The organism is Methylobacillus sp. MM3 (assembly GCF_001645185.1).
Lineage (GTDB): Bacteria > Pseudomonadota > Gammaproteobacteria > Burkholderiales > Methylophilaceae > MM2.
On the sequence record NZ_LXTQ01000020.1, the window covers coordinates 318,844 to 333,174 of the forward strand.

Below are 14,331 nucleotides of genomic sequence, written 5' to 3' on the forward strand. Positions count from 1 at the left end.
CATGGCTAAAGTAAGTCTGATTGAGCGCGAACAAAAGCGCCGCGATATGGTTAAGAAGTATGCAGCCAAGCGTGCGGATCTGCAGGCGGTCATCAATGACGCGACTGCAAGTCCGGAAGATCGTCGTGCAGCGCAGTTGAAGCTGCAGTCCCTGCCGCGTAATTCCAGCCCGGTGCGTCTGCGCAATCGTTGCGCGATGACTGGTCGTCCGCGTGGTGTTTTCAGTAAGTTCGGTTTGGCGCGCGGTAAATTGCGTGAACTGATGATGCGCGGCGAAGTGCCGGGTGTTACCAAGGCCAGCTGGTAAGGGAGATAAGCGATGAGTATGAGTGATCCGATTGCCGATATGCTGACGCGTATCCGTAACGCGCAAAGCACCAACAAGGCAAGCGTGACCATGCCGGCTTCCAAGCTGAAGGGCGCAATTGCTGGCGTGTTGAAAGATGAAGGTTATATCGATGATTTTGCTGTTCGTGAAAACGAAGGCAAGCCGTTGCTGGACATCAGCCTGAAGTACTATGCAGGCCGTCCGGTGATCGAGAAGATCGAGCGTGTGAGCCGTCCCGGCCTGCGCGTCTATCGCGGCAATGACAACATTCCGCAAGTAATGAATGGCTTGGGTGTGGCGATTGTTTCCACGTCCAAGGGTGTGATGACTGATCGTAAAGCGCGCGCTGCCGGTATCGGTGGTGAAGTGCTGTGCGTAGTGGCATAAGGGGTTTGCGATGTCTCGCGTTGCTAAAAATCCGGTTGTGATCCCTGCCAAGGTGGAAGTTGCGTTGACTGCAAGTTCGATTGACGTCAGCGGTCCTCTGGGCAAGGTCTCCCATTTTCTGACCTCCGATGTCACCATTTCGCGTGAAGGCGACTCGCTCCAGGTTGCTGCTGCCAATGACAGCCAGCAATCCCGTGCGATGTCCGGCACGATGCGTGCCTTGCTTGCAAATATGGTGCATGGCGTGTCGCAGGGTTTCTCCCGCAAGCTTAACCTTGTAGGCGTGGGTTACAAGGCCCAGGCTCAAGGCGCTGCGCTGAATCTGGATCTGGGCTATTCCCATCCGATCAGCCACAAGATGCCCGCCGGTATCACGGTTGAAACCCCGACCCAGACGGAAATCGTCATCAAGGGTGTCGACAAGCAGGTGGTTGGTCAGGTCGCTGCGCAAATCCGCGCATATCGCAAGCCGGAACCCTACAAGGGCAAGGGCGTGCGTTACTCGGATGAAGTGGTGATTATCAAAGAAACCAAGAAGAAGTAAGGTTTAGCCATGATAAATAATTTAGATGCACGTCAGCGCCGCGCACGTAAAACCCGTGCCAAGATCGCCGAACTCAAGGTTACCCGTTTGAGCGTTCATCGGACCAACAGCCATATCTACGCACAAATCATCGCTGAAACCGGCGATAAGGTGCTGGCCAGTGCTTCCAGTGTGGAAGCCGAAGTCCGGGGCTCGACCAAGAACGGTGGCAATGTTGATGCCGCTACATTGGTCGGCAAGCGCATTGCGGAAAAGGCCAAGGCCGCCGGAATCACCAAGGTGGCTTTCGACCGCTCCGGCTACAAATATCATGGCCGTATCAAGGCGCTGGCCGATGCCGCGCGTGAAAACGGCTTGTCCTTCTAATAGACGGGATTGATGATGGCTAAACAAGAAGTTGAACAGCAGACCGATGGTCTGCGCGAAAAGATGATCGGTGTAAACCGTGTCACCAAGGTGGTCAAGGGCGGCCGTATCATGAGTTTTGCCGCACTTACCGTGGTGGGCGATGGCGATGGCGCTGTCGGCATGGGCAAGGGCAAGGCGCGTGAAGTGCCGGCCGCTGTGCAGAAGGCCATGGATGAAGCGCGTCGCAACATGGTCAAGGTCAACCTGGATAACGGCACCCTGCACCACGCCGTGACCGGCACTCATGGCGCTGCGAAGGTGTTCATGCAACCCGCTTCCGAAGGTACCGGTATTATTGCCGGCGGTGCAATGCGCGCCGTTTTCGAAGTGATGGGCGTGACCAACGTTCTGGCCAAGTGCATCGGTTCCAGCAATCCTTACAACGTGGTTCGTGCCACGCTGAACGGTTTGCAATCCATGAATTCACCGTCGGAAGTTGCCGCCAAGCGTGGCAAGTCCGTGGAAGACATCAGGGGCTAAGCAATGGCAAAAGCAAAGAAAAATACCGGTTCGGTGAAGGTTACCCTCGTGAAGAGTGTAATCGGCCGCATCGAATCCCATCGCGCTTGCGTGGCTGGTCTGGGTCTGCGTCGTCTGAACCACACCGTTGAAGTGCAAGACACTCCGGCAGTGCGCGGCATGATTAACAAGGTTGGTTATCTCCTGAAAGTGGAGGGCTAAATGAAACTGAATACCCTCAAGCCTGCAGAAGGCAGCAAACACGCCAAGCGTCGCGTCGGTCGCGGTATTGGCTCGGGCCTGGGCAAGACCGCAGGTCGCGGTCACAAGGGTCAGAAGTCCCGTACCGGTGGTTTCCACAAGGTGGGCTTCGAAGGCGGTCAAATGCCGATCCAGCGTCGCCTGCCGAAGCGTGGCTTCGTCTCCTTGACCAAGGATGACACCGCCCGCGTGCGTACCAGCGAACTGGTGGCTGTGGCTGCAGATACGATAGACCTGTTGGCGCTGAAGCAGGCGAATGTCGTTCCTGCTGCCGCTCGCGCAGTCAAGGTATACCTGTCCGGCGAAGTGACCCGTGCGATTACCGTGCAAGGCCTGGTGCTGAGCAAGGGTGCGCGTGCGGCGATCGAAGCTGCCGGCGGCAAGATTGCAGAGTAAGTAAGCCTTGGCTGCGGATAATTCTCTGTTCGGTGCCGTTGGCAAGATGAGCGAGCTGAAAAGCCGTCTGCTCTTCGTGCTAGGGGCCTTGGTGGTGTTTCGGCTGGGCGCGCATATTCCCGTGCCGGGCATTGATCCTGTGAAGCTTGCTGAGTTATTCCAGCAGCAGAGCACGGGTATCCTGGGCATGTTCAACATGTTCTCGGGTGGTGCCTTGTCGCGGTTTACCGTATTTGCGCTCGGAATCATGCCGTACATCTCGGCTTCCATCATCATGCAATTGCTGACGGTGGTGTCTCCGCAGCTGGAGCAGTTGAAGAAGGAAGGCGAAAGCGGTCGCCGCAAGATCACCAAGTACACGCGATACGGGACGTTATTCCTGGCTTTGTTCCAGGCCTTCGGTATTGCGATTGCTCTTGAGGGACAGGCTGGCCTGGTGCTGGATCCGGGCGTCATGTTCCGCCTGACTACGATTGTCACTTTGGTGAGCGGCACGATGTTCCTGATGTGGCTGGGTGAGCAGATTACCGAGCGTGGTATTGGCAACGGTATTTCGATCATTATCTTTGCCGGTATCGTTGCCGGTCTGCCGCAAGCCATCGGCGGAACGCTCGAATTGGCCCGGACGGGTGCATTCTCGATCCCATTGGTGCTGTTCCTGTTCGCTGCAGCGATTCTGGTGACTGCCTTTGTCGTGTTTGTAGAGCGCGGCCAGCGCAAGATTACCGTGAATTACGCCAAGCGTCAGGTTGGACGCAAAGTGTTTGGCGGGCAGTCGACTCACTTGCCGCTGAAGCTGAACATGGCTGGCGTTATTCCGCCGATCTTTGCTTCGAGCATTATCCTGTTCCCGGCCACCTTGGCGGGATGGTTCGGCAGCGGCGAAAACATGAGCTGGCTGAAGGATATCGGCTCGACCTTGTCACCCGGACAGCCCTTGTATGTGGTTCTGTATGCAACTGCAATCGTGTTTTTCTGTTTTTTCTATACGGCGCTGGTCTTCAACCCCAAGGAAACTGCAGATAACCTGAAAAAGAGTGGTGCGTTTGTTCCGGGCATTCGTCCAGGTGAGCAAACTGCGAAATACATTGATCGAATCATGGCGCGTTTGACACTGGTGGGTGCCGTATATATCACCGCTGTGTGTCTGTTGCCGGAAATCCTGATCGTGAAGTGGAATGTGCCGTTCTATTTCGGTGGCACTTCACTGCTGATCATTGTTGTGGTCACCATGGATTTCATGGCGCAAGTGCAGTCCTACATGATGTCGCACCAGTATGAAAGCCTGCTGAAAAAGGCCAACTTCAAGGGCGGCGCAGTAGCGCCACGCTAAGTAAACGGAAAGATATGGCCAAAGAAGATACGATTGAAATGCAGGGCGAGGTGTTGGAGAACCTTCCCAACGCCACATTCAGAGTCAAGCTGGAAAATGGCCATGTAGTGCTGGGACATATCTCTGGCAAGATGCGCAAGCATTACATCCGTATCCTGCCAGGCGACAAAGTGACTGTTGAGTTGACGCCATACGATTTAACCCGCGCACGAATTACTTTCCGTGCGAAATAGTTAGAGAAGCGAGAGGTATAGGAAATGAGAGTTCGAGCATCGGTAAAGGCATTATGCCGCAACTGCAAGGTTATTCGCCGTCGCGGTGTAGTGCGTATCATTTGTACAGACCCGCGCCATAAACAGCGTCAGGGCTAATTGTCAGCGTTGATTGCATAGCCAACGGTAAGCTGCTAAAATCGCTGGCTTTTTTGAATCTGCCATTATTGGAGTAAGTGCATGGCCCGGATAGCAGGGGTAAATATCCCGAATCATAAGCATGCCGAGATCGCGTTGACCGCGATCTATGGCATTGGTCGCAACACGGCAAAGCAAATCTGTCTGGCTGCGGGTGTTTCCGCAACCACCAAGATCAAGGATCTGAACGACGCAGAAGTTGAAAAGCTGCGCGACCAGATCGCGAAGCTGAAGGTCGAGGGCGACCTGCGCCGTGAAGTTTCGATGAACATCAAGCGTTTGATGGATCTCGGCTGCTATCGTGGCGTGCGTCATCGTCGTGGTCTGCCGGTTCGTGGCCAGCGCACCAAAACTAACGCTCGGACGCGCAAGGGTCCGGTCAAGCCGATCAAGGCATCCAAGTAAGGAATAATGCGACATGGCTAAAGCTAACGTACGCGTACGCAAGAAAGTTAAGAAGAACATCGCCGAGGGCATTGCCCACGTGCATGCTTCTTTCAATAACACCATCATTACCATTACCGACCGTCAGGGCAATGCATTGTCTTGGGCGACGTCGGGTGGTGCTGGCTTCAAGGGCTCCCGTAAGAGCACCCCGTTTGCGGCACAGGTTGCAGCTGAAGCAGCTGGCAAGGCTGCGCAGGAGTGTGGCGTCAAGAATCTGGAAGTGCGCATCAAGGGCCCGGGCCCTGGTCGCGAATCTTCGGTCCGTGCGCTGAATGCGGTAGGTTTCAAGATCACCAGCATTACCGACGTAACGCCGGTTCCGCATAACGGTTGCCGTCCGCCCAAAAAGCGCCGGATCTAAAAGGAGAATACCTTGGCTAGAAATCTCGATCCCAAGTGCCGTCAGTGCCGCCGCGAAGGCGAAAAGCTCTTCCTCAAGGGAGAGAAGTGCTTCACCGACAAATGTGCTATCGAAAAACGTAACTTCCCTCCTGGCCAGCATGGTCAGAAGCGTGCTTCCCGTTTGTCCGACTATGGCGTCCAGCTGCGTGAAAAGCAGAAGGTGCGTCGTATTTATGGCATTCTGGAAGGCCAGTTCCGTGGCTATTACGCTTCTGCTGATCGCCAGAAGGGCATTACCGGCGAAAACCTGCTGCAACTGCTGGAGTGCCGTCTGGATAACGTGACCTATCGCATGGGTATCGGTGCTTCCCGCACCGAGGCTCGTCAGATCGTTCGTCACAACAGCATCAAGGTGAATGGCAAGCGCGTCAACATTCCGTCCTACCAGGTCAAACCGGGTGACGTGATTGAAGTGGCTGACCGTTCCAAGCAGCAGCTGCGCATCAAGGGTGCTGTTGAGGCTGCGGAACAACGCGGCTTCCCCGAGTGGCTGGAAATGGACGTCAAGGCGCTCAAGGGCACCTTCAAGGCCAAGCCGCAACGCGATGAGCTGCCGTCCACCATCAATGAACACTTGGTGGTTGAGCTCTACTCCAAGTAATAGCTAGGACCGTAAGGATTAAGTCATGCAAAACAGTCCGACTGAATATCTGAAGCCGCGCGTCGTTGACGTCGAGGTGATCTCGCCTGTGCGTGCACGGGTGACTCTGGAGCCGATGGAACGTGGCTTCGGCTACACGCTGGGTAATGCCTTGCGTCGTGTGTTGCTGTCTTCGATCCCTGGCTTTGCCATTACCGAAGTCCAGATCGACGGCGTGGTGCATGAATACTCCACCATCGACGGCGTGCAGGAAGACGTGGTCGATATCCTGCTGAATCTTAAAGGCGTTGCCCTTAAGCTGCACAGCAAGAGCGAAGTGGTGTTGACTCTGAACAAGTCTGAAGAGGGTGTGGTTACCGCTGGTGATTTCGACACCGGTCACGATGCCGAAATCATCAATCCGGGTCACGTGATTGCTCACCTCACCAAGGGCGGCAAGCTGAGCCTGCAAGCCAAGATCGAGATGGGCCGTGGTTACCAGCCCGTCCCGGCGCGTCAGAAGGCTAACGATGAGGACCACGCGATTGGTTTCATCATGGTGGATGCTCTGTTCAGCCCGATCACCAAGGTCAGCTATCACGTCGAAAGCGCTCGTGTCGAGCAGCGTACCGACCTGGACAAGCTGGTCATGGATGTCGAGACCAATGGCGTGATTGATCCTGAACAAGCAATTCGTGATGCTGCTCGCATCCTGATGGGTCAACTGGCAGTGTTCGCGGATCTGGAAGGCGCGCCGGCTGAAGTTGAAGTCAAGCATGCACCTCAGGTCGATCCGACTCTGCTGCGTCCGGTGGATGATCTGGAACTGACCGTGCGTTCGGCGAACTGCCTGAAAGCAGAAAATATTTATTACATTGGTGACCTGATCCAGCGCACCGAAAACGAATTGTTGAAGGCACCTAACCTGGGCCGCAAGTCGCTGAACGAGATCAAGGATGTTTTGGCATCCAAGGGTCTGACGTTGGGCATGAAACTGGAAAACTGGCCGCCGGTTGGCCTGGAAAGAGTGTGAGGATAATATCATGCGTCATCGCGTAAGCAATCGTAAACTGAACCGTACCAGCAGCCACCGCAAGGCCATGTTGCAAAACATGACCAACTCCCTGCTGAAGCACGAGATCATCAAGACCACACTGCCGAAAGCCAAGGAACTGCGCAAGATCGCCGAACCGCTCATCACCTTGAGCAAGAAGGCAACTGTGGCTAATCGTCGCCTGGCTTTCGACCGTCTGCGTGATCGTGACATCGTCGTCAAGTTGTTCGATGAACTGGGCCCGCGTTATCAGACCCGCAACGGTGGTTACCTGCGTATCCTGAAGTGCGGCTTCCGTCAGGGCGACAATGCGCCGATGGCACTGGTTGAACTGGTGGATCGTCCGGATGTTGCAGCAGAGGCAGTCGCTGCGGAGTAATCCGAGGTTCTAGCTCTTATGCAAAAAAGCCAGTCGCATGACTGGCTTTTTTGTTTTCTGGGAGGCGATCGTGATTCTGTTGTTTACGGATTTTGGTTCCAGCGATATTTACGTCGGCCAGGTCAAGGCCAAGCTGACCAGCCTTGTTCCGACAGCATGTGTGATCGATCTTTTGCATGATGTGCCGAATTTCGATGCGTGCGCAGGCGCGTATCTTCTGGCGGCATTGCATGAAAGCCTGCCATTGAATTCCGTCACGATGGCAGTCGTGGACCCGGGTGTCGGCAGCGCTCGCCAGCCGGTAGTCGTTGAAGCTGATGGTCGCTGGTATGTCGGGCCTGATAACGGATTACTTTCAGTTGTCGCCGGGCGTGCAGAGACTGCTCGGGTGTGGCGTATCAACTGGCTGAATCCGCATGTGAGTGACTCGTTTCATGGGCGGGATATATTTGCGCCTGTCGCCGCGATGCTCGAACGGCAGGAGTGGTCGCCGGAAGTGTTGAATCCAATAGAGTGTCTGGACGTGATACTGGATACGCATGGGGTTGAGAAAGTCATCTATATCGATCACTACGGCAATGCGATGACCGGTATCTCCGGAAAAAACATTAATGATGCAGCCGTGCTGAATCTGGAGGATCAATCCTTCCGCTACGCACGCGTGTTCTCGGAGGTGCCGGCGGGGGATGCATTCTGGTATCGAAACAGTATTGGCCTGGTAGAAATTGCCATGAATTGCAGGAGTGCAGCCCGGGCGCTGAACATCACGGTGGGCGATGCTGTACGATGGAGCTGATGCGGTTATAGCTTGATGAAGCGCTGCACGCTTGCATCGTCGAAAGGCCAATCGAGTTCGGCATTGTTGTCATCACGTCTCAGAACGGGAATGCGCGTGCCATAGCGCTGCAGAAGCGCGTCCTCATCGGCAATCTCAATGCCATGCCATGACAGATGTGCCCGTGTGAGTATCGACTCTGCTTCTTCGCATAAGTGACAGTATTCAGTTCCGTACAAAATCAGGTTGTGTGTCATGGATATTAAATAGTAAACGATAAAGAAAATTTTACCCTTGCTCCCCGCTGAACACGGTATTTTCTTAAAATGGCGTTTTGCCAGGATATGGCTGCAGAGTTATGGCTGAGAACGAACAATCCAAGGAAAGCTTGCAGGAGAACCTGCAGCAGGTCATCCATCTGCTGAATAAGCACAGGCTTGTGGAGGAGCTCGTCCATAAGCAGGACATGCCCAAGCATTCCCTCGTCGAGTCGCTGGTACACAAGCAAAACCTGGTAGAGCTGCAAAAGAGGCTGGATGAGCTGCACCCCGCCGACGTGGCTTACATCCTCGAAGCCTTGCCGATTGAAGAGCGCTTGCAGGTCTGGGATCTGGTCAAGGCTGAGCGCGACGGTGAAATTCTGCTGGAAGTATCGGATGCCGTCCGTCAGACGCTGATCGCCGACATGGACAGCGATGAGCTGCTGGCCGCCGCCGAGCAGCTCGATACCGACGAAATCGCCGACCTCGCGCCCGACTTGCCGCAGGATGTGTTGCAGGAGCTGATGGTCACGCTGGATTTCCAGAACCGGCAGCGGCTGCAGTCGGCGATGTCCTATCCCGAATACACGGTTGGGGCATTGATGGACTTCGATATTGTCACGATCCGTGAGGATATTTCGCTCGAAGTCGTGCTGCGCTACCTGCGTCGCATCGGAAAGCTGCCAGACCATACCGACAAGCTGTTCGTCGTGGATCGTGAAAATCGCCTGCGCGGCGTGCTGCCTCTGAAACGCTTGGTGGTGAACGATCCCGAGATGAGTGTGGAAGAGGTCATGGCGGACGACGCCGTAGTTTTTCACCCGCAGGAAGAGGCCAGCGACGCGGCTCAGGCATTCGAACGGTATGACCTGGTGACGGCACCCGTGGTGGACGACAACAACAAGCTGGTCGGCCGGCTGACGGTGGATGCGGTGATGGACTTCATTCGTGAGGAATCGGAAAGCGAAGTCCTGTCGCTGGCCGGCTTGCGCGAGGAAGAAGATATATTCGCTTCAGTCTGGAAGTCGCTGCAAAACCGCTGGACATGGCTGGCGATCAATCTGATTACCGCTTTCATCGCTTCGCGCGTAATTGGGTTGTTCGAAGGTTCCATTGAGAAAATCGTCGCGCTGGCGGCGCTTATGCCTATCGTGGCAGGTATCGGCGGCAATTCCGGCAATCAAACCACGACGATGATCGTGCGCGGTCTGGCGCTGGGGCAGATCAGCGCACACAATATGCGCAATCTCTTCATGAAGGAAATGGGCGTCGGACTGCTGAATGGACTGGTTTGGGGCAGCGTGCTCGGTTTGGCGGCTTTCGCGCTTTACCATAATGCTGCATTGGGTCTGGTAATGACCGGTGCGATGACGCTCAATCTGCTGCTGGCTGCCGTGATGGGCGTGGGCATTCCCTTGGTGATGACCAAGCTCGGGCGCGATCCGGCTGTCGGCTCCAGCGTGATGATTACCGCGGTGACGGACAGCGGCGGCTTCTTTATTTTCCTTGGTCTGGCGACCCTGTTCCTGCTCTGATCGGAAAACTATGCGTGAAATATGGACTGAAGTTGCCTCCGACCTGAGCAGCGATGCCGCCTATTGGCAACTGGCAATTGTAGGCGCAAGCCTGCTGCTTGCCTGGGCAATAAACAAACTGGTGCAGATGCAGTTGATGCAGAAGGCGCCTGAAACCTGGAAGGTGGGCGTCGGCGGGCTCAAACGCGTACTGTTCCCCCTGACTTCACTGGCGTTCGTCTATCTCGGCAAGCTTGTGCTCCAGCACTGGCAGCATACGAGCATCCTGGCGCTGGCCAGTACCTTGCTCGTGGCCATGGCTCTGGTGCGGCTGGCGGTCTATACGCTGCGTTATATCTTCTCGCCCAGCGCATGGCTCAAGACAACGGAGAACGCGATCGCCAGCGTCATCTGGCTGGGTGTGGCGCTGCATCTGATCGGTTTTCTGCCGGAAATACTGCGTGCACTGGACGACATCAGTTTTACGGCGGGTAAAAACCGTGTCAGCCTGCTGCTCATTCTTCAGGCGATGACCACGGTCGTCGTGACAGTAGTCATCGCGCTGTGGCTGAGCCGTCTGCTTGAAAACCGGGTCATGCGTGCCGAGCGCATCAATATGAACATGCGCGTTGTGCTGACCAAGCTGCTGCGTGTCGTGCTGACCCTGGTGGGTGTGCTGGCAGCCTTGTCTGCGATAGGGTTCGATATCACGTTGTTATCCGTATTTGGTGGCGCGCTTGGCGTGGGCTTGGGATTCGGCTTGCAGAAGATCGCAAGCAACTACGTGAGCGGATTCATCATTCTGCTCGACGAATCGGTGCATCTGGGCGATGTGATGACGATCGACGGCCATTACGGCGTGGTCAACCAGATACGTTCGCGTTATCTCGTGCTGCGCAAGCTGGACGGGACCGAGGTCGTCATTCCGAATGAAACGCTGATCGGTTCGGCGGTTATCAACCATTCGTTCAGCGATCGCAAGGCGCGTATCAATCTGCCGCTACAGATCAGTTATGAAAGCGGGCTGGAGGAGGCCATGAACCTCATGCGCGAAGTTGCGGGACAGCATCCTCGCGTGATGAAGGATCCAGGGCCGGAAACGCAGATACTGGGGTTTGGCGAGAGCGGTATCGACCTTCAACTGGTATTGTGGATTCCCGATCCGGAAGAAGGATCCGCCAGCCTGAAATCGTCGCTTTATCTCGAAATCTGGCATGCCTTTCAGAAACACGGCATAGGCATCCCATACCCGCAACGTGATATTCGTATCGTAGGCAGTTCTCTAAAAGAGGCACTGCCCACGCCAGACAACAAAAAACCCGCATAAGCGGGTTTTTTTGTAGGTCAACCTGGCTGTTTATTTCAGCTTGGTTTCCTTGTACATCACGTGCTTGCGGACAACCGGATCGAACTTCTTGATTTCCATCTTTTCCGGCATGGTGCGCTTGTTCTTGGTCGTGGTGTAGAAGTGACCGGTACCTGCGCTGGATTCCAGCTTGATCTTTTCACGCATGATGAGCTCCTGTTAGATCTTTTCGCCGTTGGCGCGCATCTCGGCCAGAACTGCATCGATGCCGTTCTTGTCGATGGTACGCAGCGCGGCGTTGGTGATGCGCATGCTGACCCAGCGGTTTTCGCTTTCAACCCAGAACTTGCGATTTTGCAGGTTCGGCAGGAAGCGGCGCTTGGTCTTGTTGTTGGCGTGGGAAACGTTGTTGCCCACCATCGGCTTTTTGCCGGTTACCTGACAGACGCGTGCCATGGATGTCTCCGAATTTCGAAAAACCGCTTTTATACCATAAAAGCGCTAAAAGATTCAAGGAAAATCAATGCTTCCCTGTGCTGCCGAAGCCGTTCTCCCCGCGTTCGCTGCTGGGGAATTCCTCGACCACGTTGAAATCGGCATGCATTACCGGAACGATGACCAGCTGCGCGATGCGCTCCATCGGGCTCAGCATGAAAGGGGTGCGGCCGCGATTCCAGCAAGAAATGAACAACTGGCCCTGATAATCCGAATCGATCAATCCGACCAGATTGCCGAGGACGATGCCGTGTTTGTGCCCGAGTCCGGAGCGCGGCAGTATCATCGCCGCATAACCGGGGTCGCCGATATGGATTGCCATGCCGGTCGGAATCAGTTCGGTTTCGCCTGGATGCAGTGTCATGACATGCTCGATGCAGGCGCGCAGGTCCAGGCCGGCGGAACCGGGCGAGGCGTATGCGGGCATATGGGTATGAAGACGCGGATCGAGTAGTTTGAGATCGACTTTGATGGTCATGACTGTTCCGTAATGGGTTGGGCGGTGGCCGATTTCTGCTCCTTGAGCATACCGGCCACATGTTTCAATAATTGTCGCGCCAGGGTCAGTTTGGGTGCACGCGGCAAGGGATGCGCTCCCTTGTCGTCCAGCAGGATGAGTTCGCTTTCATCGCCCCCGAAGGCATCCTGAATCAGGTTGGCGGCGAGCAGCGGCAGATTTTTGCGGCGCCGTTTGTGTTCGGCGAATTCGTACAGGTTTTCGCTTTCGGCGGCAAAGCCGACGCAAAACGGCGGGTCGGGAAGACTGACCACATTGGCCAGGATGTCGGGGTTGGGCGCCAGTTCCAGCGTCAGAATGTGCGCATCCTTCTTGATCTTCTGTTCGCTCGGGTTGAGCACATAATAGTCGGCCACGGCAGCGACGCCGATGAATATGTCCCGATCTTGCAGGTTTTCCATCACCGCGCTCAGCATCTGCTGGGTGGTGGTGACCTTGACCAGATTGGCGCCGTGGGGTGATTTCAAGGAAGTTTGTCCGCTGACCAGCGTGACCTCTGCGCCCATTTCAATGGCGGCGCGGGCGATGGCGTAGCCCATCTTGCCGGAACTCAGGTTGGTGATGCCGCGCACGGCGTCGATGGCTTCGAAGGTCGGGCCGGCGGTGATGAGGACTTTTTTGCCGGCCAGAAGCTTGGGTTGCTGGCTGGCATCGATGGCATCCAGCAGCGTTTCCGGCTCCAGCATGCGGCCCATGCCGGTATCGCCGCAGGCCTGGTCGCCGCTATCCGGGCCCAGCACGATCACGCCGTCGCGCTTCAGTTGCGCGACATTGCGCCTGGTGGCCGGGTTCTCCCACATCTGCACGTTCATCGCCGGTGCTACCATCAGCGGGCAGGAGCGCGCGAGGCAGATATTGGAGAGCAGGTCGTCCGCCATGCCGTGGGTAATTTTGGCCAGGAAATCCGCGCTGGCGGGGGCGATCAGGATGGCGTCGGCATCGCGCGAAAACTCGATGTGCGCCATGCCGTTGTCGATGCGGTCATCCCACAGATCGGTGAATACCGGTTTGCCGGAGAGGGCCTGCAATGTCACGGGGGTGATGAAATGGCAAGCGGCTTGCGTCATCACTACTTGCACGTCGATGCCTTGCCTGACCAGCAGGCGAACCAGTTCGGCCGCCTTGTATGCCGCGATGCCGCCGGTAATGCCGACCAGAATGCGTTTGATGGATGAGAGCGCCATGGATTTATCGGTAACTAATTGATTCAATTCTATACGAATGGGGGGGCAAAGGCGATGACCGATTGGCTCGCCGCAACAGGCTAGGTATGATGCATCAACAATAATAACGAGGCCCGTAATGATGTGGCGCAAATTGCGTATCGTGATTCTTCTGTTCGTCCTCGCCACGGTGGCGCAGCAAGCCTGGCTCAGCGACCGCGACCTGGATTGGGGCGATAACCTCTATGTTGCGCTGTATCCCGTTAATGTCGATGGCAGCGCCAAGGTTGCCGCTTACATCCGGACGCTGACTCCGCAGCAGTTCGAGCCGCTAACGGAATACTTTTCCGCGCAAGCCCAGCGTTACGGACTCGCGGTATACCATCCCTTCGCAATCCGCCTGGGCGATACAGTCCAAGGCAATCCTCCTTTGCCGCCAAGAGCAGCGTCGGCCGTGCAAGCGATGTGGTGGAGCCTGAAATTCCGCTGGTGGGCCTGGCGGCATAGTCCGGCAATGCAGGTGAAGCCGAAAATCCGGCTTTATCTGCTTTATCACGACCCCGGCAAGGTCAAGGCATTGTCGCATTCGACGGCCTTGAGCAAAGGCCGTGTCGGGCTCGTGAATCTCTTTGGCGATCCGGCGGCTGATGAGCAGAACATGGTGATTGTTGCCCATGAATTGCTGCACACCGTGGGCGCCACCGACAAATACGATCTCGCGATGAATCGGCCACTCTTCCCGGACGGTTATGCCGAACCCGAGAGGACGCCAAGGCATCCGCAGAAACTGGCCGAATTGATGGCCGGTCGTATCCCGGTTTCGGAGTCCGAAGCCGAAATTCCACAAAACCTGCAACACACTGTTATTGGCCCCGCAACGGCGCGCGAAATCCAGTGGGTAAAGACGAGGTAG

24 protein-coding genes are annotated in these 14,331 nt (G+C 55.9%); 19 read left to right on the forward strand and 5 right to left on the reverse strand.

Going from position 1 to position 14,331, the window contains the following annotated elements; all coding sequences use genetic code 11:
- The first annotated feature begins 1 nt into the window (after nucleotide 1).
- From rpsN to A7976_RS08565, 16 genes are all read left to right on the forward strand, one after another.
- The gene (gene rpsN / locus A7976_RS08495) at nucleotides 2–307 is read left to right on the forward strand and encodes a 30S ribosomal protein S14 (RefSeq protein WP_067110066.1); all 306 of its coding nucleotides are present in this window, start codon (nucleotides 2–4) and stop codon (nucleotides 305–307) included.
- A gap of 12 nt (nucleotides 308–319) precedes the next feature.
- Nucleotides 320–715 (forward strand): 30S ribosomal protein S8, encoded by a 396-nt coding sequence (gene rpsH / locus A7976_RS08500; RefSeq protein WP_067110069.1) that lies wholly within the window; start codon nucleotides 320–322, stop codon nucleotides 713–715.
- A gap of 10 nt (nucleotides 716–725) precedes the next feature.
- Nucleotides 726–1,259, forward strand: coding sequence for a 50S ribosomal protein L6 (gene rplF / locus A7976_RS08505; protein WP_067110072.1), 534 nt, complete (start codon nucleotides 726–728; stop codon nucleotides 1,257–1,259).
- Nucleotides 1,260–1,268: 9 nt separating this feature from the next.
- Nucleotides 1,269–1,625, forward strand: a complete 357-nt coding sequence (rplR, locus tag A7976_RS08510; protein WP_067110075.1) for a 50S ribosomal protein L18 — start codon at nucleotides 1,269–1,271, stop codon at nucleotides 1,623–1,625.
- A 15-nt stretch (nucleotides 1,626–1,640) separates the two neighbouring features.
- The gene (rpsE, locus tag A7976_RS08515) at nucleotides 1,641–2,147 is read left to right on the forward strand and encodes a 30S ribosomal protein S5 (RefSeq protein WP_067110078.1); all 507 of its coding nucleotides are present in this window, start codon (nucleotides 1,641–1,643) and stop codon (nucleotides 2,145–2,147) included.
- Nucleotides 2,148–2,150: 3 nt separating this feature from the next.
- A complete protein-coding gene (rpmD, locus tag A7976_RS08520) occupies nucleotides 2,151–2,348 on the forward strand; it encodes a 50S ribosomal protein L30 (RefSeq protein ID WP_067110082.1) in 198 nt (65 codons plus the stop codon).
- Nucleotides 2,349–2,783, forward strand: coding sequence for a 50S ribosomal protein L15 (gene rplO / locus A7976_RS08525; protein ID WP_067110084.1), 435 nt, complete (start codon nucleotides 2,349–2,351; stop codon nucleotides 2,781–2,783). It begins immediately after the preceding gene.
- Nucleotides 2,784–2,829: 46 nt separating this feature from the next.
- Nucleotides 2,830–4,116: a preprotein translocase subunit SecY gene (gene secY / locus A7976_RS08530; protein WP_240483842.1), complete on the forward strand. Its 1,287-nt coding sequence runs from the start codon at nucleotides 2,830–2,832 to the stop codon at nucleotides 4,114–4,116.
- Nucleotides 4,117–4,130: 14 nt separating this feature from the next.
- Nucleotides 4,131–4,349, forward strand: coding sequence for a translation initiation factor IF-1 (gene infA, locus A7976_RS08535; protein WP_067110090.1), 219 nt, complete (start codon nucleotides 4,131–4,133; stop codon nucleotides 4,347–4,349).
- Between the two features lie 24 nt (nucleotides 4,350–4,373).
- The gene (gene rpmJ / locus A7976_RS14825; RefSeq protein WP_082878049.1) at nucleotides 4,374–4,487 is read left to right on the forward strand and encodes a 50S ribosomal protein L36; all 114 of its coding nucleotides are present in this window, start codon (nucleotides 4,374–4,376) and stop codon (nucleotides 4,485–4,487) included.
- An 81-nt stretch (nucleotides 4,488–4,568) separates the two neighbouring features.
- Nucleotides 4,569–4,931 carry a 30S ribosomal protein S13 gene (rpsM, locus tag A7976_RS08540; protein WP_067110092.1) on the forward strand — a complete coding sequence of 121 codons (363 nt, stop codon included), beginning with the start codon at nucleotides 4,569–4,571 and terminating at the stop codon, nucleotides 4,929–4,931.
- 13 nt (nucleotides 4,932–4,944) lie between these two features.
- Entirely contained in the window at nucleotides 4,945–5,334 is a 390-nt protein-coding gene (rpsK, locus tag A7976_RS08545; protein ID WP_067110095.1) for a 30S ribosomal protein S11, read from the forward strand.
- A 12-nt stretch (nucleotides 5,335–5,346) separates the two neighbouring features.
- Nucleotides 5,347–5,976, forward strand: coding sequence for a 30S ribosomal protein S4 (gene rpsD, locus A7976_RS08550; protein ID WP_067110098.1), 630 nt, complete (start codon nucleotides 5,347–5,349; stop codon nucleotides 5,974–5,976).
- Nucleotides 5,977–6,001: 25 nt separating this feature from the next.
- Nucleotides 6,002–6,988 (forward strand): DNA-directed RNA polymerase subunit alpha, encoded by a 987-nt coding sequence (gene rpoA, locus A7976_RS08555; RefSeq protein ID WP_067110102.1) that lies wholly within the window; start codon nucleotides 6,002–6,004, stop codon nucleotides 6,986–6,988.
- A 10-nt stretch (nucleotides 6,989–6,998) separates the two neighbouring features.
- On the forward strand, nucleotides 6,999–7,388 hold the full coding sequence (rplQ, locus tag A7976_RS08560) for a 50S ribosomal protein L17 (RefSeq protein WP_067110104.1): 390 nt from the start codon (nucleotides 6,999–7,001) through the stop codon (nucleotides 7,386–7,388).
- 37 nt (nucleotides 7,389–7,425) lie between these two features.
- Nucleotides 7,426–8,184 carry an S-adenosyl-l-methionine hydroxide adenosyltransferase family protein gene (locus A7976_RS08565; protein ID WP_240483838.1) on the forward strand — a complete coding sequence of 253 codons (759 nt, stop codon included), beginning with the start codon at nucleotides 7,426–7,428 and terminating at the stop codon, nucleotides 8,182–8,184.
- A gap of 5 nt (nucleotides 8,185–8,189) precedes the next feature.
- Here the strand turns inward: A7976_RS08565 and A7976_RS08570 are convergent, their stop codons facing one another.
- Nucleotides 8,190–8,420, reverse strand: a complete 231-nt coding sequence (locus A7976_RS08570) for a glutaredoxin family protein (protein ID WP_067110107.1) — start codon at nucleotides 8,418–8,420, stop codon at nucleotides 8,190–8,192.
- A gap of 101 nt (nucleotides 8,421–8,521) precedes the next feature.
- Here A7976_RS08570 and mgtE point away from each other — a divergent pair, with 101 nt between their 5' ends.
- Nucleotides 8,522–9,958, forward strand: a complete 1,437-nt coding sequence (mgtE, locus tag A7976_RS08575) for a magnesium transporter (RefSeq protein WP_067110110.1) — start codon at nucleotides 8,522–8,524, stop codon at nucleotides 9,956–9,958.
- A 10-nt stretch (nucleotides 9,959–9,968) separates the two neighbouring features.
- Nucleotides 9,969–11,264: a mechanosensitive ion channel family protein gene (locus A7976_RS08580; protein WP_067110113.1), complete on the forward strand. Its 1,296-nt coding sequence runs from the start codon at nucleotides 9,969–9,971 to the stop codon at nucleotides 11,262–11,264.
- Between the two features lie 30 nt (nucleotides 11,265–11,294).
- On the opposite strand, the gene rpmG is transcribed toward A7976_RS08580, so the two are convergent.
- From rpmG to coaBC, 4 genes are all read right to left on the reverse strand, one after another.
- Entirely contained in the window at nucleotides 11,295–11,450 is a 156-nt protein-coding gene (gene rpmG, locus A7976_RS08585) for a 50S ribosomal protein L33 (protein ID WP_067110116.1), read from the reverse strand.
- 12 nt (nucleotides 11,451–11,462) lie between these two features.
- Nucleotides 11,463–11,699, reverse strand: coding sequence for a 50S ribosomal protein L28 (gene rpmB, locus A7976_RS08590; protein WP_067110119.1), 237 nt, complete (start codon nucleotides 11,697–11,699; stop codon nucleotides 11,463–11,465).
- A gap of 64 nt (nucleotides 11,700–11,763) precedes the next feature.
- Nucleotides 11,764–12,216 carry a dUTP diphosphatase gene (gene dut, locus A7976_RS08595; RefSeq protein WP_067110121.1) on the reverse strand — a complete coding sequence of 151 codons (453 nt, stop codon included), beginning with the start codon at nucleotides 12,214–12,216 and terminating at the stop codon, nucleotides 11,764–11,766.
- Nucleotides 12,213–13,439 carry a bifunctional phosphopantothenoylcysteine decarboxylase/phosphopantothenate--cysteine ligase CoaBC gene (gene coaBC, locus A7976_RS08600; protein WP_067110125.1) on the reverse strand — a complete coding sequence of 409 codons (1,227 nt, stop codon included), beginning with the start codon at nucleotides 13,437–13,439 and terminating at the stop codon, nucleotides 12,213–12,215. Before coaBC ends, dut begins: the two co-directional genes overlap by 4 nt.
- Nucleotides 13,440–13,557: 118 nt before the next feature.
- Between coaBC and A7976_RS08605 the strand changes: the two genes are divergently transcribed.
- Nucleotides 13,558–14,331 (forward strand): hypothetical protein, encoded by a 774-nt coding sequence (locus A7976_RS08605; protein ID WP_240483839.1) that lies wholly within the window; start codon nucleotides 13,558–13,560, stop codon nucleotides 14,329–14,331.